We start from the raw sequence: 21,978 nt of genomic DNA on the forward strand, positions 1-21,978 counted from the left end.
GGTCCGCCTTCACAGGTTCTTGATCGTCATCGGGCTATCGTCTTCGCGTGAGGCTTCGTACCACCGTCACCGCACTGATACTCGCCGTCATCGCCGCCGCTGCCGCCATCCTCCTCACTCGGCCGGCAGCGGCGCCCGCGCCGGTCAGCGCGCCCTCCTCGGCGCACCCGACGCCGCCCCTCGCCCCGATCCGCCATTCCACCGAACCGCACCGCCCGGCGCCCATCCCCGCCAGTGGCAGCGGCACGTTCACGATCGACGCGTCGGCCGGGCCGCTGCTCGGCGACGCGGGGCGACTTCGCCGCTTCCACGTCGCCGTCGAGACCACCGTCGCCGACGGGCTGGGCGACTTCAGCCGCACCATCGACGAGACGCTGGGCGACCGGCGCAGCTGGATCGGCGACCACGAGCACCGTTTCCAGCGCGTACCCGGTGCCGCTCCGGCCGACTTCACGATCTACCTCGCGACCCGGGAAACCGCGTACCGGCTGTGCCGGGCGGGCGGCGTGAACATCCGCGTCGGCGGCGTTCCCTACACATCCTGCCGTCGCAGCGGAGCCGTCGTCATCAACTACGACCGCTGGCGGCTCGCCGTCCCCGACTACACCTCGGCCGGTACGCCGCTCGCCGTCTATCGGGCGTACGTCATCAACCACGAGGTGGGCCACGAACTCGGGCACGGCCACCTGCCCTGCCCTGGCGCCGGCCGCCCCGCGCCGGTCATGCAGACCCAGACGCTGGGCCTTCGTGGCTGTCTCGCCAATCCCTGGCCCCATCCGACGACCAGATAGGACGGATCGCGATCCACATCCCGAAACGTGTCGGTTCCGGGCACGATTTCGACACGCGCCGGGATGTGGATCATCACGGGTAGAGTGGCCGCTCATGACCGACACCGACCTCTCGCCGGGCTGGGACGCGATCGACGCCGCGCTGGCGCCGCTCTACCCGGAGATCGAGCCGCTGCACTACGGGACCCTGCTCAAGTGGTCGCTGGGCGGTGACGATCCGCTCGACGGGGTCAGCGTCTACCGCCGCGAGGACCACTGGCATTTCGTGACCTACGGGATGTCGGAGCTGTACGCCAAGGAGTCCGACGATCCGGCCGTCTCCGGCTGGGGCTTCGAGTTCACGTTCCGCCTGGCTCGGGCGGCCGACGAGGACGAGCCGCCGATGTGGGCGCTGAACTTCCTGCAGAACCTGGCCCGATACGTCTTCACGACGGGCAACGTCTTCGAGCCCGGTCACCACATCAATCTGAACGGGCCGATCGCCGTCGACCGGCCGGCGACGCTGATCCGGGCGGCGACCTTCGCCGACGATCGGGAGCTCGGCGTCATCGACACTCCACATGGGACGGTGCGGTTTCTGCAGATCGTCGGGATCACCCTCGACGAGTACGCCGCCGTCGAGCTGTGGGACGCCGCCCGGCTGCTGAGCGTGCTTTCGGCGTATCTTCCGAATCTCGTGACGGACCTGAGCCGCGCGAGCCTGACCGATGACGCGCAGGTCGCCGCCGCGATCGAGGAAGGTGTACGCCGAGACGGGTCGTCGACGGGCGGGATCTTCACCGACGTCGTGGCGTGGCGGCACGAGGGTGACGTGACCGTCGTCCGGCTGGGCGCGAACGCCGCGCCGCGGATCGCCCGGCTGGTGGCGGCGAGGGTGAGTCATGGGCGTGGGCTGCTCGTGCAGTCGGCGGAGAGCGCCGTGGGGTTCCGGGCCGCCGACGCCTTCCGGGCTCAGGAGAACGACGGCGTGCTGGAGGTCTTCCTCTCGCCGGGCGAAGCGGCGGAGTTCGCCCGGATCGCTCAGCCGAAGGCCGGGCGGTATCAGCTCGGGCGACTGCTCGTGGAGATCGAGAAGTCGTTCATCCGCAACCCCGAGGGCGAGGTCGTCGAGGAGATCGGCTGATCAGCGACGACGCAGGACGAGCCAGGTGAACGGCTGGACCGAGTCCCACGGCGTGTGGTGCTCCTCGCGCGCGGACTCGATCGGCTCGAAGCCGGGGAACTGCGCCGCGAGCTGGTCGGCGTCGTAGCGGGCGACCGGCAGGCCGGAACACGACTGCGGCCCGTCGGCCGCGAACGTGCCGATGACGACGTGACCACCGGGGGCGAGGCCCGCGGCCAGCACGCGCCGGTAACGGTCACGATCGGCCGGGTCGGTGAGGAAGTGGAAGACCGCGCGGTCGTGCCAGAGGTCGTAGCGCGGCTCGGGGTTCCAGGCCAGCACGTCCCGCACCAGCCAGGTGACCGCGCCGGCTCGCTCGCCCAGACGGGTACGCGCAGCGGAGAGCGCGCTGTCGGCGATGTCGAGGACGGTGACGTCGCCGATCCCCGCGTCGAGCAGCCGATCGGCGAGGACGGACGCGCCGCCGCCGACGTCGAGGACCCGGCTGGCCGGGCTCAGCCCGGCAGCCGTCAGCAGACGGAGCGAGACGGCCGGATCGGTCTGGTACCAGCTGACCTCGTCGACGCCCTTGGTGTCGTAGGTCCGCCGCCAGTGCTGTGCGGTGTCCATCATCCCAGGGTGGCGGTCGCCACACTGGCCACATACCCCCCGGGGGTATAAGCTCCCTCCTGAACACAGGGAGGAACACCATGGACCACAGCAGTCACGAGCACCACGCTGTTCAGGAGCACACCGGTCACGAGCCCGCCGCTCAGGAGCACGCCGGTCACGAGCACCACCAGATGGATCACAGCGCCCACGGCATGCATGACGCGCAGAGCGGGCACGGGATGCACGGGATGCACGGTGGATCCGGCGGGCGGGTGCCCTGGTCGATGGCGATCCAGGCGACGCTGCACTGCTTGCTCGGCTGCGCCATCGGCGAGGTGCTGGGCATGATCCTCGGTACGGCGCTGGGCCTGCACAACGCGGCGACCGTGGCGCTCTCGGTGGCCCTGGCCTTCGTCTTCGGGTACGCCTTGACGATGCGCGGCGTACTGCGGGCCGGGGTCGACTGGCGTACGGCGCTGAAGGTCGCGTTGGCGGCCGACACGGTGTCGATCGCCGTCATGGAGATCCTCGACAACACCGTGATGGTGACCGTGCCGGGTGCGATGGACGCCGGCCTGACCAGTGCGCTGTTCTGGGGTGCGCTCGCGTTCTCGCTGCTGGTGGCGTTCCTCGTGACCACGCCGGTGAACCGCTGGCTGATCTCGCGGGGCAAGGGGCACGCGGTGGTGCACCAGTACCATTGACGATCATGGGCGATCGAGTGGACGGTGAACGCGTGGACGTCATCGACTCGGAACGGCCGCCATCCCGGAGACGACTCGGGGTGACGGCCGTCGTCGCCGTGCTCGCCTTCGCCGCCGGGATCGGACTCGGCTACCAGCTCCACAATCGAACGGGGAAGACGACACAGCCACAGCCGTCCGCCGAGCCGGCCGGCTCGCTGGAGACGACGGGCGCTCGCTGCTCGGCACAGAACGGGAACCGGCTGCAGGTCGGCGTACAGGTGCGGAATCCGGGCGGCGAGGCGGTGTTCCAAGGACTTCAGGTCGATCTGCCGCTGGGCGGGCTACGCCAGGTCGGCGCCACCTGGGGCACGTGCGGGCAGCTTTCGGCCCCCGACGCCGCCGTCGAACTTCGGGTCGCGCCGGGCGCCACCGTCTGGCTGTCGACCACCTTCGACGTGCTCGACGAGTGCCCGGCACCGTATCCGGTTCGGTTCACGGTGGCGTACCTGGACGGCGCGGGCGTCGCCAAGCAGGACCTCGCCGGCGGGTTCGGCGATCTCGGCGACGTCCCCTACAGCGGCTGCCCGTCAAGGTGACGGCAGAGGGCCGGCCCCGGCGGTGCGGGCCGGGGCCGGCGTTCGAGCGAGGGGTGGTTCACCTCAGGCGCGGTACGCGTTCCAGGCGTTCAGCATGCGGGTCGCCTGCCCGGCCGTGAACTCGTACATGCACGAATCGTAGGTGTAATCCATGAAGTTGTGGATCGGGTCGACGCCCGACTGCGAGCAGGTGTCCCGTCCGGTCGGGCAGGCGTAGGCCGCCGACTTCTCGCGTGGGGTGTCCGAGACGCTGTCCCCGGTCGTGCTGCAACCGCCCTGGAACGTGTGGTACAGGTTCAGCCAGTGGCCGATCTCGTGCGTCGCGGTGTCGCCGAGGTTGTAGTTGGTCGCGTTGCCGCCCGGCAGCGACTGGTCGAGGATGACCACGCCGTCGTAGGTGCCGATGCTGCCCGTCGGGAAGGTCGCCCAGCCCAGCAGGTCGTCGGAGAGGGCTCCGGTGTAGATGTTGAGCGTACCGTCGCCGCCGGTCCGCAGCGCGGCCTTCATCGCGCTCTCGGTGGACGATCCGTACACGATCGGGTACCAGGACGCGTTGGTCCGGCGGTCGATCGACTGCAGCGAGAACTGGAACGACGTGTTCGCGGCGTACGCGGCGTTGAGGACGGCGATCTGGTTGGTGATCCAGCTGTCCGGGATGTTGCCGTTGGCCTGGGTGCCGTCTTCGCTGATCACGTGGAACACCACGGGGATCGTGATGACGGCCTGGAGGCCGGCGTCGGCCGTCGCGCGGCGGGCCGACACGCGGGCGGCGAAGTCCTTCTCGCGCTCGGCCACCTGGGCCGCGGTCAGGTCGTTCGGGTCGTGGCGAGCCGCGGAACCGTTGCGGGACCGCGCGTCGGCGGTGCCGGCAGCCGCCGGGTCGTAGCAGCTGGCGCCGGGTGCGGCCGCCACGAGGGCCGCGGGCGCGCCGGTCAGCACGGCCGCGGCGGCCATCGCGGTGAGCCCGGCCGCACTGATCATTCGCCGGATGTGCATGCCTTACCTCTTCCTCCCCTGTGGCTCCGCGGGGTGAGCGGAGCCACGTCCATCGATGAGGAGGAGCGTAAGACGAAAGTTGACACATTGAAATATCAGACACTGTTAAGTGTCTATTGCGGCTGGCTGGGAACGGGCCGGGAACCCACTCAGACGGTCGGGGCCGCCGGCGGGACCGGGCCGGCCGGAGTGACGGTGACCGTCGCGGTCTGCTCCGACGGCATCAGGATCCACAGGATCGGGTAGATCAGGATCTGGCTGCCCGGGATGACGAGCAGGATCAGGACGAACAGCAGCCGCGCGGGCCACGGGTCGAGGCCGAAACGGCGGCCGAGGCCGGCACAGACGCCGCCGAGCAGGCGACCCTGGCGTGGGCGAACGAGTCCCTCCTGGCGCATGGACGCGTGGACGGTCTCCATGGTGATCCCCCTTGTCTTCGTGGTATCACCAGCATCTCGCCCGGCGGCGCGGCGGACATCGGGGCTCGCCCCTGGTCAGGCCCCGATTCGCGACATCAGGGTTGGCCCGGAGGACATCCGCCAGATGACAATCCTGTCATCTGCTCGACGTCGGCCCAGCGGTACGCCGATGTCGGTCGGCGATTGATCGAAAGTTACTGACCACCCTCTTGACGCCGCATCAGATTCATTGATAGGAATCTGCCATTTGTTGGCGATCGGTGGACAGGACATCGGCCGAACGGATGTCTACCCCCACCCCGACGCTTTCGAGAGGGAATCCGTGAAGAACACCCAACGCCTCGCCATAAGCGCGGCGATCGCGGTCGGAGGCATGGTGGTCGCGGCAACCGCGGCAACCGCCGTCAGCCCGCCCGCAACCCCGGCGCCCGTAACCCCGGCCGCCGCCTCCGCACTGGCCGCCAACTCGGCGGCGAGCCTCGTGGCCGGCAAGCCGGCCTTCCTGCACGCGGGCAGCGAGGACAAGTTCGTTCAGCGGTCGGTCGTCTCCTCGGCCGGCCTTCAGTTCGTGCCCTACGAGCGGACTTACCGCGACCTGCGCGTCCTCGGCGGCGACTTCGTCATCGTGACCGACGCCAACGGCCAGGTCACCGCCACCTCGGTGGCTCAGGAGCAGGCCATCAACGGCCTGTCCACGACCCCGAAGCTGACCAAGGCGCAGGCGGAGAAGGTGGCCAAGGGCCAGCTCAAGACGGTCTCCGGCGTCGAGTCCACGGACCTGGTGGTCTACGCGCTCGACGGCGCGCCGCGCCTGGCGTACGAGTCGACCGTCCGCGGCACGAGTGCCGAGGGCGTCAGCCGCCTCACCGTCGACGTGGACGCGCTCACCGGCGCCGTGCTGAAGACCCGCGAGCGGGTCATGAACGGCTCCGGCACCGGCTGGATCAACGGCTCGGTGACGATCAACACCACGCTGTCCGGCAGCACCTACTCGATGACCGATCCCTCCATGACCACTCTGAAGTGCCAGGACGCGTCGACCAACACGACGTTCAGCGGCTCGGACGATGTCTGGGGCAATGGCGTCGGCACCAACAAGGAGACCGGCTGCGTCGACGCGCTCTACGTCGCGCAGCAGGAGAAGGCCATGCTGAGCAGCTGGCTGGGCCGCAACGGCTTCAACGGCTCGGGCGGCGCCTGGCCGATCCGCGTCGGCCTCAACGACCAGAACGCGTACTACGACGGCACCCAGGTCCAGATCGGCAAGAACACCGCCGGAAACTGGATCAGCTCGGCGGACGTCGTGGGCCACGAGCTGGGTCACGGCATCGACGACACCACCCCCGGTGGCATCTCCAACGGCAACACCCAGGAGTTCGTCGCCGACGTCTTCGGCGCGGCCACCGAGGCGTACGCCAACAACCCGAACGACCCGCGGGACTACCAGGTCGGCGAGGAGATCAACCTCGTCGGCAGCGGCCCGATCCGATACATGTACAACCCGTCGCTCGCCGGTGACGACAACTGCTACTCCAGCAGCATCCCGGGCGAGGAGGTGCACGCGGCGGCCGGCCCCGGCAACCACTGGTTCTACCTGCTCGCCGAGGGCACGAACCCGACCAACGGCCAGCCCACGAGCAGCACCTGCAACGGCTCGTCCGGCCTGGTCGGCGTCGGCATCCAGACCGCCACGAAGATCATGTACAACGCGATGCTGATGAAGACGTCCACCAGCTCGTACCTGAAGTACCGCACCTGGACGCTGACGGCGGCCAAGGCGCTCGACGCGACCTGCGGTCTGTTCAACAAGACCAAGGCCGCGTGGGACGCGGTGAGCGTGCCGGCCCAGTCGGCCGACCCGACCTGCACCGGCGGCACCCCGTCGCCGTCCCCGACCGCCACCGGCAGCCCGTCGCCGACCCCGACCGGCGGCACCTGCTCGGGCCAGAAGCTGCTCAACCCCGGCTTCGAGTCCGGCTCGGCGAACTGGACGGCCACCTCGGGCGTCATCGACAGCAGCACCAGCCAGCCGTCGCACTCCGGCACCTACAAGGCCTGGCTGGACGGTTATGGCACCACGCACACCGACACGTTGCAGCAGGCCGTCTCGATTCCGGCCGGCTGCACGGCGACGCTGACCTTCTACCTGCACATCGACACGGCCGAGACGACCACGTCGACGCAGTACGACAAGCTCACGGTCACCGTCAACGGCGCCAGCGTGGCGACCTACTCCAACCTCAACAAGGCGGCCGGTTACGTCCTGCGCACCGTCAACATCTCGGCGTACGCCGGCGGGACCGCGACCCTGAAGTTCACCGGCACCGAGGACTCCTCGCTGCAGACGTCGTTCGTCATCGACGACACGGCGATCACCCTGTCCTGACCAGGTGAGGATGGCCCGGCCGGGTTCGGCCGGGCCATCCTCATGTCCGGCTCAGCTGCCGAACGAGCGGGCGAATCGCCGTTTCCAGGGCGGTACCGCGCTCACCGCCCGCAGCACGGTCCGGAACATCGTGCGCCCCAACCGATGGGCACTGGCGGCCTGCCGGGCGTTGCGCAGCGACTGCTTGACCGCGGCGAAGCCGTAATCGCGCATCTGGCGCTCGTACTCCGCGACCGCGTCGTGCTGCGTCACCCGTCCCCGCTGAGCGGCGATGAGCCGACGCCGCAACAGATCGGCGTCCCGCAGCGCGGTGTTCGCCCCGATGCCCGCCATCGGCGTCATGTTGTGGATCGCGTCGCCCAGCAACGTCACCGGACCGGTCGGCCACGGGTCCACCGGCGTCGCCGACCGGATGCGGACGACGTTCACCGTCTCCGGGTCGGAGCCGCCGATCAGCTCCCGAAGCTCAGGCGACCAGTCTCGGGTCCGGTCGAGGATCAGCTTCGTCAGCGCCTCGCCGGTGTAATCCTCCATATCGGACGGAAATTGCGCCGAGGCGTCGGCGTACGCCCAGAAGGTGTAGTCGGCGGTGTTGTCGAGCAGGAAACCCTCGGGCAGGCTCACGTCGGGCGCGACGGTCCGGCGATCGTGCCGCCAGACGGCGGTGAAGAGGTTCCCCCGGCCGGCCGGGATGACCAGATTGGCGTCCCTGGTCAGCTGCTGCGGCAGCCGGGCCAGCGCGGCCTCGGTGAGCCGATGCTTGCCCGCGACGGCGGTCACGCCGGTGTCGATCCGGTCGGCGTGCGGCAGCAACTGCTTGCGTACGCGTGAATTGGCGCCGTCGGCCCCGACGAGCAGGTCCGCGGTCGCGCTGGAGCCGTCTTCGAAGTACGCCGTGACCCGCCCGTCCGCCGTGGTCTCGTAGTGGGTGAAGGTCTTGCCGAGGTGCAGGACGTCGTCGAGCCCGGACAGCAGCACCTGGCGCAGTGAGATGCGGCTGACGCCGTAGTGCTGCTCTGCCGGGTCGGGCGAAACCGCGATGTCGTCGTGCGAGATGTGCAGCAGGTTTTGGAACCGCTCCGTGGTGAAGCCGAAACCGCCGTCGCCGGTCGAGACGGTGTCGAGGAAGGCCTGCCAGGCGGGCGGCTCCAGGCAGTCGTGCAGCGCCCGGGAGCCGTGGGGGTTGATGTGGATGCGGTAGCCCTGCAGCCATTCGGTACGCGTGCGGGACCGCTCGTAGACCGCGACCGGGATGCCCGCTCGACGCAGGCCGTGCGCCAGAGCCAATCCGCCGATGCCGCCGCCGATGATCATGACCGTCTTGTTCATGCGGCCAGTATTGACCGAACGCATGGCAGTTTCAAGTGTTTGTTTGATTAGATCAGACAGTCATATGACACAGTCACATCGGTTACCCTCCCCCCATGAGCCAGCCACGCCGATCACCTCGCGCCGAAGAGCGCAAGCGCGACCCCGAGCGCACCCGGGAGCGCATCCTCGACGCCGCCCTCGTGGAGTTCGGCGAACACGGGTACGCCGGCGCCCGGATCAGCGCCATCGCGAGCCGAGCCGGGGTGAACCAGCAGCTCATCTCGTACTACTTCGAGGGCAAGGAGGGCCTCTATCGGGCGGTCGTCGGTCGCTGGCCGGAGCAGTCGGGCCCCGGCAACCAGCCCGACATGCCGATCCACGAGGTGGTCGGCAATTTCGTGCGGATGAACCTGGACAACCGCGCCTGGGCTCGGCTGCTCGCCTGGCAAGGGCTGACCAGCGGAGGCGAGACCGGAGCCGACGACGGATCCGGGCCGGATCCCTACTTCCAGGCGATCGTCGACGATGTCCGGCGACGGCAACGCGACGGGGAGCTCGCGGCCGACCTCGACCCGGCGTATGTGTTACTCGTGCTCTTCTCGGCGACGATGGCGCCGATCCTCCTGCCGCAGATCGCCCGGCAGCTGACCGGCCTGGACGCCGGCACGCCCGAATTCCTGGCCGCTTACACGGAGCAACTGCGACGCATCGTCGAGCATCTTGAGTGATGAGTCGAGCATCTTGAGTGATGAGTTGCTGAGCAGGCCAGCGGATCGCTAGGCTCTACACCTTGAGGCCGTGCGTCACGGCACAGCAAAGCAAGGCATCCGTCAACGCCGCCTATGCCATTAGAGCCACGGGAGCGCCACTTGTCAAGCCCATCGCCCGAAAAGGCCGCCACTGCGACTCAGATCACCCCGGAGACGGACCCGGTCGCCGAGGAGCAGGCGGTCGTCACGATGCTTTACGGCCACCTCGACGAGCTGCGCGAACAGGCCGATGAGCGGCTGGCGGCGGCGTTGCGGCAGACCGGCGGCACGCAACAGGAGCGCTCGCAGCGCGAAAGCGTCGTCGGAATGCACACCGAGCAGCAGGCCCAGTACGCCGCCGTCGAGAGTGGACTGGTCTTCGGCCGGCTGGACCTGGCCGCACCGGACGACGCCGACCCGGCCGGCACCACCCGGCACATCGGCCGCATCGGGATCTTCGACGAGGAGAACGACTTCGAGCCGCTGCTGCTGGACTGGCGCGCCCCGGCGGCCCGGCCCTTCTACCTGGCCACCGCGGCCGCGCCGGACGGCGTACGCCGTCGCCGGCACATCCGGACGCACGACCGGGACGTCATCGCCGTCGACGACGAAGTGCTCGACCTGACCGAGGCGGCCCACGGCGACCAGCACCCGCACGAGTCGCTGACCGGCGAGGCGGTGCTGCTGGCCGCACTGGGCGCGAAGCGTACGGGCCGGATGCGGGACATCGTCGAGACGATCCAGGCCGAGCAGGACCGCATCATCCGGGCCGATCTCAACGGCGTCCTCGTCGTCCAGGGCGGTCCCGGCACCGGTAAGACCGCCGTCGCGTTGCACCGGGCGGCGTACCTGCTCTACACGCACCGACGGGAGCTGTCGAGCCGGGGCGTGCTCGTCGTCGGCCCGAACGCGACGTTCCTGCGCTACATCGCCCACGTGCTGCCGTCGCTGGCGGAGACGGGGGTCCTCCTGCGTACGCAGGCCGACCTGTTCCCCGGCGTCCACGCCGGGCACGAGGAGACCGACGCCGTCGCCGAGATCAAGGGCCGGCCGCAGCTGGCCGAGGTGCTGACCCAGGCGGTCCGCGATCGGCAGCGAGTGCCGGACGACTACCTGGAGATCGTGATCGACCAGGATTCGCTGCGCCGGACCGTGCTGCGGCTCGATCGGGCGGTGGCCGAGGACGCGCGGGCGGCCGCCCGGGCGACCGGCAAGCCGCACAACCTGGCCCGGGACACCTTCGACACCGAGGTCATCCACGCGCTGTCCATGCAGCTCGCCGAGGACATCGGCACCGACCCGTACGCCGACGACCCGCTCGGCGGCAACGACGCGCCCGGCGATCCGCTGCTGCTGGAGGAGGCCGATCTGGCGGAGTTCCGCCGCGAGTTGCGCGAGGAGCCCGGCGTACAGGCGGCGTTGGACTGGTGCTGGCCGATCCTGAGCCCGCAGCGGCTGGTCGCGGACCTGCTCGGCTCAGCGGAGCGGCTGGCGACGGCCGCCACGAGTCTCCCCGTCGAGGACCGGGCCAAGCTCTACCGGTCGCAGGGCGACGCCTGGACGCCGGCCGACGTGCCGCTGCTGGACGAGGCGGCCGAACTGCTGGGCGAGGACGACCGGGACGCCCGCGCGCTCGCCGAACGGACCCGCCGGCAGCTCGACGCATACGCCGCGGGCGCGCTGCAGATCCTGCACGGCTCCCGCTCCATCGACCTCGAGGACGAGATCGATCCGGAACTGCTGACCGCGGCCGACCTGCTCAACGCGTCCCGCCTCGGCGAACGCCAGGAGGAGATCGATCGGCGTACGGCGGCCGAGCGCGCCGCGGCGGATCGGCGCTGGGCGTACGGGCACATCATCGTGGACGAGGCCCAGGAGTTGTCGCCGATGGCGTGGCGGCTGCTCATGCGCCGCTGCCCGAGCCGGTCCATGACGGTCGTCGGGGACGTCGCGCAGACCGGCGTCATCGGTGGCGCGACCTCCTGGCAGGACGTGCTGGGCGCGTACGTCGCCGACCGCTGGCGGCTGACCGAGCTGACGGTGAACTACCGGACGCCGTCGGAGATCATGACGCTGGCCAGCCGGGTGCTCGCGGCCATCGACCCCACCATGCCGGTGCCGCGTTCGGTGCGCGACAGCGGCGAGCAGCCATGGCTGACCACTGTGGACGACGATGCCCTCGTCGGCGAGCTGACCCGCGCGGTCGAGACCGAGGCCAAGCTGGTCGACGGCGGGCGCGTCGGCGTCCTCGTCCCGGCGACGCGCCTGTCCACCTGGGGTCACGCGATCGCCGAAGCGGTGCGGGGCGTGGCCGTCGGCGATAAGTCCGATTTGGACGCCGACGTTGTCGTGCTCTCCGTCCGGCAGGCCAAGGGCCTGGAGTTCGACACCGTGATCGTCGCCGACCCCGGCGGCCTCGTCGCCGAGTCGCCGCGCGGGCTCAGCGACCTCTACGTCGCGCTCACCCGGTCGACGAACCGCCTCGGCGTACTCGCGCCCGGCGCCCTCCCGGCCGAACTGCAGTGATCATCGCGTCAGCCATGCTGTATCAACGGACATTTCGTCGCGTGAAGCAGCATGGCTGGCGCAATGATCACGCGCGAGGGCGAGCTCACAGCACGGTGAGGGCGACGACGCGGCGGCTCCACGGGCGGACGGTGACGCGTACCGTGTCGCCGGGCCGCCCGCCCAGCCCCGACGGCCGCGCCCAGGCCACCGTCCGGTCCCCCGAGCCGTCGTCCACAGCCAGGTAGGACCGGTCGGGGTCGTCCTTGCCCAGGACGGTCCCGGTCCATCGCTCCACCCACAAGACCTGCGCGTCGAAGGTCCGGGTGATCGCCAGGTCCAGCATCGTGCGAATCAGCTTGTACGCACCCAGCAGCGCCAGCGGTATCCCCACCGCCACGAGGACGTCGTCCGCATAGGGCACGTCGACGCGGTCCCGCGCCCAGATCAGCAGTACGCCGATCCCGAGCGTGACGACGCCCTGCCGGACGAGCCGGGCGGTGGGCTTGCCGTACCGGGGCCACAGCCGTGGATAGCGGACGCGGACGCGATGCCATTCGCCGCCGAACGAGGACCAGACGCGTTTGCGGTCGCCGAGGCCGAGGTGCAGGACGCCGGTGACGACCCGGTTCACGCCGAGCGCCGCCCCGTAGGACAGATACCGATCCCACACCGCCACCGCCGACGGCGGCAGATCCGCGAAGGCCTCATGACCGCGCAGCCATCCGCGTACGCCGAGCCACCGGGCGGCCACCTCACGACCGGCCGGGGTGTCCCGTTCGCCCTGGTCGGCGGCGGCGGCCGAGCTGAAGACGCCGAGCGAGATCAGGAAGGCCGCGATCGCCGCCCCGACCGCACCACCGGTGTTGTCTCCCCCGCCCTCGGCGGGTTGCAAGGACAGCCAATGGAAGACCGCCCAGGCGATCACCACGGACGCTCCGGCCGCCAGCACCATCAGCCCGGTCACGAGGGCGGGCGGGAAACGCCGCTGGGACAGCCCGAGGCGGCGCGCCTCCGCGACGATCGCGCCCCGCAGCCGCTTGTCCCACGACTGGGCCTGACCCTGGTCGCGGAAGGTCAACGCGGACACCGGCAGGACGCCCCCGTGCGCGAGCTGCTTGACGCGATCGAGGATCTGCCGCTCGAACGGCAGTAATCCGGTGTCCGGCTCTTCGCGTACATGAATGGTTGTCTGAAGTGGATCGTCGCCGGGCTGGCGCAGCTCGAGGTGGCCGCGGGCCGCGAGGTCGACGAGCGTGGCCTCGCCCGCGTCCTCGGTGATCTCCCACCCGGCGGCGAGGAGGCTGACGACCGCCGGGGGTTCGGTGCCGAGGTCTGGTGTGGACGGTGCGGCGTGGACGCCACGCGGCCGCGTGATCAGCCGGGCCAGCGCGAACGCGCCGTACCAGGCAGCGGTCGCCGCCGCCGCGAACCCGGCGTCGAGGAGGTGGACGTTCATCAGAACCGGACCTGGACCGGACCCCGCTCCGCCCCCGCGGCCTCGAAGAATTCGGCTGTCCGGAACCCGGTGGCGCCGGCGACGAGGTTGGTCGGCAGCGACTCGACGGCGTTGTTCAGCGATTGCACGGCGGTATTGTAGAACTGCCGGGCGTAGGCGATCTTGTCCTCTGTGGAGGAAAGTTCCCGCTGCAGCGCCAGGAAGTTCTGATCCGCCTTAAGCTGCGGATAAGCCTCCGCCACCGCGAAGACTCGGCCCAGCGCCGCGGTCAGCGCGCCCTCGGCCGCCGATGCCCCGGCCACCCCCTGCGCCGCCATCGCGGCCGTCCGAGCCTGCGCGACCGCCTCCAACGTGCCGCGCTCGTGATCGGCGTAGCCGCGGACCGTCTCGACGAGGTTCGGGATGAGGTCGTGCCGGCGCTTGAGCTGCACGTCGGTCTGCGCCCAGGAGGCGCGGACCTGGTTGCGCAGCCGGACGAGCCGGTTGAACGCCGAGACGAACCAGACGACGAGCAGGACGACGAGCAGCGCGGCGACGACGCCGATGATCACACCGGGGGACATGGCTTTCATGAAGCCTGTTGTAGACAGTCCCCGCAAGGGTCCGTTCGTCCTCGCGGACGCGCCGTTCGGGGCAGAATGCGGGGTATGCAGTTGCCGGTGATGCCTCCGGTCGCGCCGATGCTGGCCAAGCCCGTGAAGGGCATTGACGCCCTGGATTCGGCCGCGGCGATGAGTTACGAGCCGAAGTGGGACGGTTTCCGGTCGATCGTGTTCCGCGACGGCGACGAGGTCGAGATCGGCAGCCGCAACGAACGGCCGATGACGCGCTACTTCCCAGAACTGGTCGAGGCGTTCCGGGAAAGCCTGCCGCCGCGGTGCGTGGTCGACGGCGAGATCATCCTCGTCTCCGGCGATCGCCTGGACTTCGAGGCGCTGCAACTCCGGCTGCATCCGGCGGCCAGCCGGGTCAGGCTGCTCGCCGGGCAGACCCCGGCGTCGTTCGTCGCCTTCGACCTGCTGGCGCTGGGCGACCAGGACTGCACGCGGCTGCCCTTCGAACAGCGGCGGGGCCTGCTGGAGCAGGCGTTGTCAGGCGCGCAGCCGCCGATCCACCTGACGCCGGCGACGACGGACCGCGTACTGGCCGAGGAGTGGTTCCACCAGTTCGAGGGAGCCGGGCTCGACGGGCTCATCGCCAAACCGCTCAGCGGCGCGTACGAGCCGGACAAGCGGACGATGTTCAAGATCAAGCACGAGCGCACCGCCGACTGCGTCGTGGCCGGCTACCGGCTGCACGCCAGCGGCCCGGATCGCATCGGCTCGCTACTCCTGGGGCTCTACAACGACGACGGCGACCTGGCGAGCGTCGGAGTGATCGGCGCCTTCCCGATGGCCCGGCGCATCGCGCTCTTCGAGGAACTGCAGCCGCTCGTGACCACCTTCGACGAGCATCCGTGGAACTGGGCCAAGCTCGTGCCCGAAGGCGCGCGTACGCCCCGGGGCTCGGAGTTCAGCCGCTGGAACGCCGGCAAGGACCTGTCGTTCACCCCACTGCGACCCGAGCGTGTGGTGGAGGTGCGATACGACCACATGGAAGGGCCGCGCTTCCGGCATACGGCCCAGTTCGTGCGCTGGCGGCCCGACCGCGAACCCCGGTCCTGCACGTACGCCCAGCTCGACGAGCCGGTGAAGTTCGACCTCGCCGACGTGCTGGGGCTACCGGGCACGTAGCCCGTCCACGACCACCCGCAACATCGGTTCGGCCAGGTCGGGCGCGTTCTCGCTGCCCATCGCGACGCTGTGGGTCAGCCGCAGCAGCAGCGCCGGGTCGACGTCCTCGCGGACCTCGCCGGTCTCCTGAGCCGCCCGGAGCAGGTCGCCGAGCGCACCGCGCAGCGTGTCGCGGCAGAAGGTCAGGACCTCGCCCTCGCTGTCCAGCGTCGCCTTGACCGCCACACCCAGGCCGCGCTTGCTCTTGGCATAGTCCACCTGGACCCGGAGGAAGGCGATGAGCGCCTCCATCGGGGGCAGCGTCGCCGCGAACTCGTTGGCCTGGGCCGCCAGCCCTTCGACGCCCTCCTGGTAGACCGCTCCGAGCAACGCCTCGCGATTGGGGAAGTGCCGGTAGAGGGTGCCCGGCCCGACGCCGGCCCGCTTGACGATGTCGTCCAGCGAAGCCTTCTCCCCGTGCTCGGTGAACGCGTCACGGGCGGCCGCCATCAGCCGCTCCTGATTACGCCGCGCATCGGCCCGCAAGGCTCACTCCCTTTATCCGGAGAGATTCTCCGGATAGACTTGCGAACCGGAGGACTCCTCCATATGCTAACTCACGGACGTAACCGGAGATAGTCTCCGTTTATTGCGTTCTCCGAGGAGTCCCTCATGTCACAGCAGACCCTGCCCACCCGTGCGCTGCCGCCGACGGACGCGCCGGCTCGCGAGGCCCCGCCGCAGCGGGCCGGCCTCGCCCTCGCGATCGTGCTCACCTGCCAGCTGATGCTGATCGTGGACGCGACCGTCATGAACGTCGCGCTGCCGCGCATCCAGGCCGACCTCGGGTTCAGCCCGGCCGGCCTGTCCTGGGTGATGACCGCGTACTCGCTGACCTTCGGCGGCCTGCTCCTGCTCGGCGGCCGGATCGGCGACATCTACGGCCGCCGCCGGATCTTCGTCATCGGCGTCGCGCTGTTCACCGTCGCCTCCCTGCTCGGCGGGTTCGCCACCTCGGCGGCCTGGCTGATCGTCGCCCGGCTGGCCCAGGGCGTCGGCGCGGCACTCGCCGGGCCCAGCACTGTCGCGCTCATCACCACCACGTTCACCGAGACCCGGGCCCGCCTGCGCGCGCTGTCCCTGCTCTCCGGCATGGCGAGCGCCGGATTCGCGATCGGGCTGATCGTCGGCGGCATCCTGACCCAGGCCGTCTCCTGGCGCTGGGTGCTCTTCATCAACGTTCCGTTCGGTCTCGCCGCCGTTCTGCTAGCGCCCCGGTTCGTCCGGGAACCCGAGCGGCACCCGGCCCGGCTCGACATCCCGGGCGCGGTGACCGCGACGGCCGGCGTCGCCGCGCTGGTCGGCGGATTCACCCGGGCCGCTGAAGAAGGCTGGTCCGATCGCTGGACGGCAGCGCTGCTCGGCGGCGGCGTACTGCTGGTGGCGGGATTCCTCGCCATCGAGGCGCGCACCCGTCAGCCGATGCTGCCGCTGCGCCTGTTCCGCGACCGGAACCGCGCCTCGGCGTACGCGGTCTTCCTGCTCGGCCCGGCCGCGGGCATGTCGACGTTCTTCTTCCTGACGCAATTCCTGCAGGACCTACGCGGATTCGACGCCCTGCGTACGGGGTTGGCGTTCCTGCCGATGGCCGGAGCGATGTTCGTCCTGACCCGGTTGGTCCCCCGGCTGCTGCCCCGGGTCGGGATGCGGCGGATGGCGCTCACCGGCATCCCGCTGATGATCCTGGCGTTGCTCTGGTTCACCCGGCTCACACCGGACACGGCGTACTTCCCGGGGGTGTTCGGGCCGATGCTCCTCATGGGCCTGGGCATGGGCTTCGGCTTCGTCCCGCTGACGCCGACGATCATGGCGAACGTGCCGCCGCAGGACGCGGGGGCGGCCGGCGGCGCGATGCAGACGATGCAGCAGACCGGCGCCTCGCTCGGCATCGCCGTGCTCGTCACGGTCTTCGGCACGGCCTACCGGAACGCCGCCTCGGGCGGCTCGGCGACGGTCGACGCCACGATGCACGGCATGACCACGGCGTTCGGCGTCGCGACCGGATTCGCGGTGGTGGCCCTGCTCGTCGCCACCACCTTCCGCAAGCGCTGACCGCTTTCCTGCGAGCGCTGCCGCCCCTGCGTTGGCGCCGCCGCTCGCGCTGCCGCCGCCCGCGTAAGCGCTGGATCAGGGTTCTCGGTCGAATCTTGGGTCAAGATTCGACCCGGAACCCTGATCCAGCGCCAAGGGCGCGCCCGGGGCGGGCGCCAAAGGCGCGGGCGGAGCGGGCGCCAAAGGCGCGGGCGCCGAAGGCGTTGGCGCCGCCGGTGCGGCGATCGCAGCGGCGACCAAGGGCGCGGCGGGCGGAGACGCCGGTGCGGTGCCCGGGCGGCGGATGATGAGCAGCATCAGCGCCAGGAAGGCGCAGACGACGATCCCGTCCAGCCAGTAGTGGTTGGCGGTGCCCACCACGACGAACGTGGTGATGACCGGGTGGGCGAGCCACAGCCACCGCCACCGCGACCGGGTCATCACGATCAGGCCCAGGGCGATGACCACGGCCCAGCCGATGTGCAGGGAGGGCATCGCGGCGTACTGGTTGGCCAGGGTGTCGGTGTCGGGCTCGGAGTAGACCGACGGCCCGTAGCGCGCGGCCGTGTCGATCATGCCGAAGGCGCCCACGAGTCTCGGCGGCGCGAGCGGGAACAGGACGTGGACGGCGAGGGCCGCCGCGGTCAGCCCGGTCAGCACCCGCCGGATCCACAGGTAGTACGCCGGTCGCCGCAGGTAGGTCCAGAGCAGGAACGCGGCCGTCGCCGGGAAGTGCACCCAGGCGTAGTAGGTGTTCACCGCCTGGACGAAGGCCGGACTGTGCAGCATCGCGGCTTGGATGGACACTTCGGACGGCAGTCGCAGCCAGCGTTCGGCGTTCCAGATTCGCCCCGCGTTGGCGTACGCCTCGTCGACGTGGCCGCTCGCGATCAGCCGCCCCGCCTTGTACGCCAGGAACAGCACCGTCACCAGGATCAGTTCCCGGATCGGGTGGGGCCGGGGGTCGGCGGGGGCGGCCCGGTGAACGACGCTGGGGCGTTCCATGAGCCGGGACATGAACAGATCATGCACCCGTGGATCAAGCCCGTGGGGGCACGCGTGACCGCCCTCACGCGGCCAGGGTGCGTACGCCCAGGTAGACCAGCACGGCGGCGGCGCTTCGTCGGATGGCCGACGCCCAGCGACCGGATCGGATCGCTCGGCCGGCCCGGGCCAGAATCGCCGTCCAGCCGCCGAGCCAGGCGGTGATCAACAGCGCGTGCGCGGTCGCGAGCACCAGGATCTGCGGGGCGAGCGCGTGCCGCGGGTCGACGAACTGCGGCACCAGGGTCAGATAGATCGAGGCCGCCTTCGGGTTGAGCACGTTGCCCAGAAGCGCCTGCCGGAACGCCGGGCGCTCCGGTGACGACGGCTCGGCCGGCGGTCGCGGCGCCCGCCAGGTCCACAGCCCGAGACCGACGAGATAGACCGCCCCCGCCACGCGTACCAGAAGGAAGGCTTGGCTCGACTGCAGGACCACCGCGGACAGGCCCAGCACCGCGAGCAGCGCGTGCGTGTAGATGCCGGTGACCGTGCCCGCGACGACCGGCCCGGCCCGGCGCGGACCTCGCGCCATCAGCAGCGCGAGACTCGCACCGGGCGTCGCGATCAGCGGCAGGATCGCGAGCAGGAACCCCGCGACCATCAGACGACGACGCGGTAGTGCGTGGTCAGCCCGTCGTCGCTCAGCACGTGATAGGCCAGCCCCGGGGGCGCGTCGAGGTCCGCGAGCGCGTCGCCCTCCCAGGGCAGCCGCAGCGTCCACGTCACCGCCGGGCCGACGAGCACCGGCCGGCCCGCGAACGTCGCGGCCGCGGCGGTGTGCGCGTGCCCGGTGATCAGGGCTACGACGGAGGGGTACGCCGAGAGCAGCTCGGCCAGCTCGCTCGCTCGCTGGAGCCGGTATGCGTCCGGCAACGGGTGGTGCATCGTGGCGGGCGGGTGGTGGAAGGCGAGGAAGGCCGGAGCGTCGCCGTGCTGGGCGAGCGTGGTCTCGATCCACGCGGTCGTCTCGTCGTCGAGAAGGCCGTCGTCGCTGCCCGGCACGCTGGAGTCGCACATGAGCACGACGGCGTCCTTGATCTTGTGCACTTCGTTGATCGGCCCGGCCGACGGCGGCTCGCCGAGCAGGAACTCCCGGTACGCCGGTCGCGCGTCGTGATTGCCCGGGCACCAGAGAACCGGCGCCGGGAAGTCCGCGAGCAGCTCGGCGGCTTCGGCGTACTCGGCCGGGGCCGCGGTGTCGGCAATGTCGCCGGTGACGAGCAGGGCGTCCACCGGCTGCGGCAGATTCCGCAGGTATGCCACGGTCTTCGCGGCCCGTGCGGTGGCCCGCTCGGTGCCGTCGAGGTGGAGGTCGCTGATCTGAGCGAGCAGCAGCATGAGATCTCCCTAACGGTAAAACTTCCTTTTGCCGTTAGGCACGCTAGCGTAGGCTACGACGCATGGTCAACTCGCTGGCGCTCGACCTCGCGAGCACGATCCGGCACGACGGCGACGGTGGCGTCCTCGACACCCTGACCTCGGTCGACGGACTGCGCCTCTTCCTCGCCGACGTCGGTTGCGTCGATGTCGCGGCCTCGGATGCGCTGCTCGTCCGGGTCGTCGAAGTACGCGCCGCGACCCGGGCGCTGTTCGCCCGTGCGGTCGAGCCGGGGCCGCCGAGCCGGGCGGACGCGAATCGCCTGATGCCGCTGGACGACGCCGTGGCGGTGATCAACCGCTCTGCGGCGCTGGCCCCGGTGACGCCGGTCCTCGCGTGGCCGCCTTCGTCCACAATGCACACCGTCGCCGGGGTGTCGCCGGACGACGCCGTGCTCGCCACGCTCGCCCGCGCCACCATCGAGTTCCTGACCAGCCCGGCCGCGGCCGATCTGCGGGCGTGCACCGCGCCTCGCTGTGTGCGCTACTTCGTGAAGGGCCACGGGCGGCAGGAGTTCTGCAAGCCCTCGTGCAGCAACCGGGCACGGGCCGCCCGCCACTACTCGCGTACGCACGCGGCCTGAGTCTGCGACTCAGTGTCCCCGGGCCAGCGGCAGGCCCTCGATGACCATGCGGACCAGCAGCTCATAGCTCTCATCCACGTTCTCGGCCAGCCCGAAACCGCCCGCGACCTGGATCGAGGCGAATCCGTGGCAGGCCGCCCGCAGCGCCCGGGCGGCGTGGATGGCGGCCGAACCCTCCAGCTCGAAACCACGCAGGACGGCGAGGAACACCGCCAGCATCCGGACGGCCGCTTCGGACTCCCGGGTATTCGGCGGGGCGGCCTGCACCGTCAGGGCGTACCGATGCGGATTGGCGATCGCGTACGCCCGGAAGGTGCCGGCCAGCGCGCGCAACGCGTCCGGCCCCGACCGGCCGACGCAGTCGGCGGCCAGCCGCTCGGTCAGGTCGCCGATGATGCGTACGCGGAGCAGCCCGACCAGCTCGTCCAGGTTCCGAATGTGCTTGTAGAGGGCGGGGACCGCGACGCCGGCCCGTTTCGCGACCGCGGTCAGGGTGAGCCCGGTCAGCCCGTCGTCGTCGAGCACGCCCAGCGCCAGGTCCACGATCGCGCCGGGCGTGAGGCCCACCCTAGGCATCGGCGTACTTGCCGAGGAAGGCCAGGATCACGTCGGCGACCTGCTGAGGCATCTGGGTGTGCGGGTAGTGGCCGGCGCCCTCGATCAGCGCCACCGAGCCCAGTCCGGCCGGCATCTCGGCGACGATGCCCTGGGCCTCGGCCGCCGGGCTCGGGAAGTCGGGGTCCAGAGTTCCCATGACGACCAGCGCCGGACACTGGACGTGCGGCAGCTTCGCCCCGGCGTCGGCACCGGACGCGAAGGCCATCTTGGCCGCGGCCGTCATGCGACCGGGCTCGCGCAGGTTGCTCTCCAGCTTCGCCAGCTGCGCCTCGAAGGCAGGCCCGCTCGTGCCCGGGTACGCGTGCCGCTGGTACGACTTCCACAGCCCGGTGCTCTTGAACATCATCGAGAGCAGGATCAGCGAGATGCCCTTGACGAAGCGCCCGTTGACGTCGCCGAACTTCATCACCGGCTTGCGCGTCCCGGGGTCGATCTCGACGATCGCCCGGACGAGCTCCGGCGCGTCGGCGGCGATGATGTTGGCCACCCCACCGGCGAACGAGTGCCCGATGAAGATCGCCGGCTCACCGAGGTGGCGCAGCAGCGCGAGGAAATCCTGAGCGGAGTCGGTCCGCGTGTAGGAGGCCCAGCCGGTGCTCGACTCGCCGTGGCCACGCAGGTCGGCGTTGACCACCCGGTAACCGGCGTCGACCAGAATCGGGACGAGGAACCGGAAAGCCTCGCGGTTGTCGCCCAGCCCGTGGCCGAGGACCACCAACGGCCCCTCACCCACCACGTCGTACGCGATCGTGCCGCCATCTACCGCCAGAAACTCGGTCATCAGACCCTCCCCTTGGGAACTTCCGGGGCTCGTTAGCCCCTATAGCTAAAAGGTTAATGCCTTTAACCGCGGAGCGCAAGTCCCACCGTGCCGTAGGTTGGAGACCATGACGGAAGTCCCGCCTACCCCCATGGGATGGAATAGTTGAACCGTCAATTA

22 protein-coding genes are annotated in these 21,978 nt (G+C 70.3%); 10 read left to right on the plus strand and 12 right to left on the minus strand.

Features of this window, described 5'->3' with window-relative positions:
* Positions 1–47 precede the first annotated feature (47 nt).
* A complete protein-coding gene (locus AB0H43_RS33215; RefSeq protein WP_360005949.1) occupies positions 48–791 on the plus strand; it encodes a DUF3152 domain-containing protein in 744 nt (247 codons plus the stop codon).
* Between the two features lie 94 nt (positions 792–885).
* Positions 886–1,914, plus strand: a complete 1,029-nt coding sequence (locus AB0H43_RS33220; protein WP_360005951.1) for a suppressor of fused domain protein — start codon at positions 886–888, stop codon at positions 1,912–1,914.
* On the opposite strand, the gene AB0H43_RS33225 is transcribed toward AB0H43_RS33220, so the two are convergent.
* Positions 1,915–2,523: a class I SAM-dependent methyltransferase gene (locus tag AB0H43_RS33225; protein WP_360005952.1), complete on the minus strand. Its 609-nt coding sequence runs from the start codon at positions 2,521–2,523 to the stop codon at positions 1,915–1,917.
* An 80-nt stretch (positions 2,524–2,603) separates the two neighbouring features.
* Here AB0H43_RS33225 and AB0H43_RS33230 point away from each other — a divergent pair, with 80 nt between their 5' ends.
* Together AB0H43_RS33230 and AB0H43_RS33235 are read left to right on the plus strand one after the other, a co-directional pair.
* A complete protein-coding gene (locus AB0H43_RS33230; RefSeq protein WP_360005954.1) occupies positions 2,604–3,209 on the plus strand; it encodes a DUF4396 domain-containing protein in 606 nt (201 codons plus the stop codon).
* Between the two features lie 5 nt (positions 3,210–3,214).
* Positions 3,215–3,787, plus strand: a complete 573-nt coding sequence (locus AB0H43_RS33235) for a hypothetical protein (protein ID WP_360005956.1) — start codon at positions 3,215–3,217, stop codon at positions 3,785–3,787.
* 63 nt (positions 3,788–3,850) lie between these two features.
* Here AB0H43_RS33235 and AB0H43_RS33240 read toward each other — a convergent pair whose 3' ends face one another.
* Positions 3,851–4,783 carry a zinc metalloprotease gene (locus AB0H43_RS33240; protein WP_360005958.1) on the minus strand — a complete coding sequence of 311 codons (933 nt, stop codon included), beginning with the start codon at positions 4,781–4,783 and terminating at the stop codon, positions 3,851–3,853.
* Positions 4,784–4,932: 149 nt separating this feature from the next.
* Positions 4,933–5,202 (minus strand): PspC domain-containing protein, encoded by a 270-nt coding sequence (locus AB0H43_RS33245; RefSeq protein ID WP_360005960.1) that lies wholly within the window; start codon positions 5,200–5,202, stop codon positions 4,933–4,935.
* Positions 5,203–5,575: 373 nt separating this feature from the next.
* Here AB0H43_RS33245 and AB0H43_RS33250 point away from each other — a divergent pair, with 373 nt between their 5' ends.
* The gene (locus tag AB0H43_RS33250) at positions 5,576–7,588 is read left to right on the plus strand and encodes a M4 family metallopeptidase (RefSeq protein ID WP_360006042.1); all 2,013 of its coding nucleotides are present in this window, start codon (positions 5,576–5,578) and stop codon (positions 7,586–7,588) included.
* Positions 7,589–7,639: 51 nt separating this feature from the next.
* On the opposite strand, the gene AB0H43_RS33255 is transcribed toward AB0H43_RS33250, so the two are convergent.
* The gene (locus AB0H43_RS33255) at positions 7,640–8,917 is read right to left on the minus strand and encodes an NAD(P)/FAD-dependent oxidoreductase (protein WP_360005962.1); all 1,278 of its coding nucleotides are present in this window, start codon (positions 8,915–8,917) and stop codon (positions 7,640–7,642) included.
* Between the two features lie 95 nt (positions 8,918–9,012).
* Between AB0H43_RS33255 and AB0H43_RS33260 the strand changes: the two genes are divergently transcribed.
* Positions 9,013–9,627 carry a TetR family transcriptional regulator gene (locus AB0H43_RS33260; protein ID WP_360005963.1) on the plus strand — a complete coding sequence of 205 codons (615 nt, stop codon included), beginning with the start codon at positions 9,013–9,015 and terminating at the stop codon, positions 9,625–9,627.
* 231 nt (positions 9,628–9,858) lie between these two features.
* Positions 9,859–12,174: a UvrD-helicase domain-containing protein gene (locus tag AB0H43_RS33265; RefSeq protein WP_360006044.1), complete on the plus strand. Its 2,316-nt coding sequence runs from the start codon at positions 9,859–9,861 to the stop codon at positions 12,172–12,174.
* Positions 12,175–12,259: 85 nt separating this feature from the next.
* Here the strand turns inward: AB0H43_RS33265 and AB0H43_RS33270 are convergent, their stop codons facing one another.
* Together AB0H43_RS33270 and AB0H43_RS33275 are read right to left on the minus strand one after the other, a co-directional pair.
* Positions 12,260–13,612 carry a hypothetical protein gene (locus tag AB0H43_RS33270; protein WP_360005965.1) on the minus strand — a complete coding sequence of 451 codons (1,353 nt, stop codon included), beginning with the start codon at positions 13,610–13,612 and terminating at the stop codon, positions 12,260–12,262.
* The gene (locus AB0H43_RS33275; protein WP_360005967.1) at positions 13,612–14,184 is read right to left on the minus strand and encodes a LemA family protein; all 573 of its coding nucleotides are present in this window, start codon (positions 14,182–14,184) and stop codon (positions 13,612–13,614) included. The genes AB0H43_RS33270 and AB0H43_RS33275 overlap by 1 nt, the downstream gene beginning before the upstream one ends.
* 75 nt (positions 14,185–14,259) lie before the next feature.
* Here AB0H43_RS33275 and AB0H43_RS33280 point away from each other — a divergent pair, with 75 nt between their 5' ends.
* Positions 14,260–15,345, plus strand: a complete 1,086-nt coding sequence (locus tag AB0H43_RS33280; protein ID WP_360005969.1) for an ATP-dependent DNA ligase — start codon at positions 14,260–14,262, stop codon at positions 15,343–15,345.
* Here the strand turns inward: AB0H43_RS33280 and AB0H43_RS33285 are convergent.
* Entirely contained in the window at positions 15,331–15,870 is a 540-nt protein-coding gene (locus AB0H43_RS33285; RefSeq protein ID WP_360005971.1) for a helix-turn-helix domain-containing protein, read from the minus strand. The genes AB0H43_RS33280 and AB0H43_RS33285 overlap by 15 nt on opposite strands.
* A gap of 126 nt (positions 15,871–15,996) precedes the next feature.
* Between AB0H43_RS33285 and AB0H43_RS33290 the strand changes: the two genes are divergently transcribed.
* Positions 15,997–17,436 (plus strand): MFS transporter, encoded by a 1,440-nt coding sequence (locus tag AB0H43_RS33290; protein ID WP_360005973.1) that lies wholly within the window; start codon positions 15,997–15,999, stop codon positions 17,434–17,436.
* 75 nt (positions 17,437–17,511) lie between these two features.
* Here the strand turns inward: AB0H43_RS33290 and AB0H43_RS33295 are convergent, their stop codons facing one another.
* The 3 genes from AB0H43_RS33295 to AB0H43_RS33305 are packed head-to-tail and all read right to left on the minus strand — an operon-like array spanning position 17,512 to position 19,797.
* Positions 17,512–18,432, minus strand: a complete 921-nt coding sequence (locus AB0H43_RS33295; protein ID WP_360005975.1) for a phosphatase PAP2 family protein — start codon at positions 18,430–18,432, stop codon at positions 17,512–17,514.
* Between the two features lie 52 nt (positions 18,433–18,484).
* Entirely contained in the window at positions 18,485–19,060 is a 576-nt protein-coding gene (locus tag AB0H43_RS33300) for a LysE family translocator (RefSeq protein WP_360005977.1), read from the minus strand.
* Positions 19,060–19,797, minus strand: coding sequence for a metallophosphoesterase (locus tag AB0H43_RS33305; protein WP_360005979.1), 738 nt, complete (start codon positions 19,795–19,797; stop codon positions 19,060–19,062). Before AB0H43_RS33305 ends, AB0H43_RS33300 begins: the two co-directional genes overlap by 1 nt.
* Before the next feature lie 62 nt (positions 19,798–19,859).
* Between AB0H43_RS33305 and AB0H43_RS33310 the strand changes: the two genes are divergently transcribed.
* The gene (locus AB0H43_RS33310) at positions 19,860–20,420 is read left to right on the plus strand and encodes a CGNR zinc finger domain-containing protein (protein ID WP_360005981.1); all 561 of its coding nucleotides are present in this window, start codon (positions 19,860–19,862) and stop codon (positions 20,418–20,420) included.
* 9 nt (positions 20,421–20,429) lie between these two features.
* Here AB0H43_RS33310 and AB0H43_RS33315 read toward each other — a convergent pair whose 3' ends face one another.
* Both AB0H43_RS33315 and AB0H43_RS33320 read right to left on the minus strand, forming a co-directional pair.
* Positions 20,430–20,996, minus strand: a complete 567-nt coding sequence (locus tag AB0H43_RS33315; RefSeq protein ID WP_360005983.1) for a WHG domain-containing protein — start codon at positions 20,994–20,996, stop codon at positions 20,430–20,432.
* Positions 20,989–21,819 (minus strand): alpha/beta hydrolase, encoded by an 831-nt coding sequence (locus AB0H43_RS33320; RefSeq protein ID WP_360005985.1) that lies wholly within the window; start codon positions 21,817–21,819, stop codon positions 20,989–20,991. Before AB0H43_RS33320 ends, AB0H43_RS33315 begins: the two co-directional genes overlap by 8 nt.
* Positions 21,820–21,978 lie beyond the last annotated feature (159 nt).

This window comes from Hamadaea sp. NPDC050747, from assembly GCF_040654195.1.
Taxonomy (GTDB): Bacteria; Actinomycetota; Actinomycetes; order Mycobacteriales; family Micromonosporaceae; genus Hamadaea.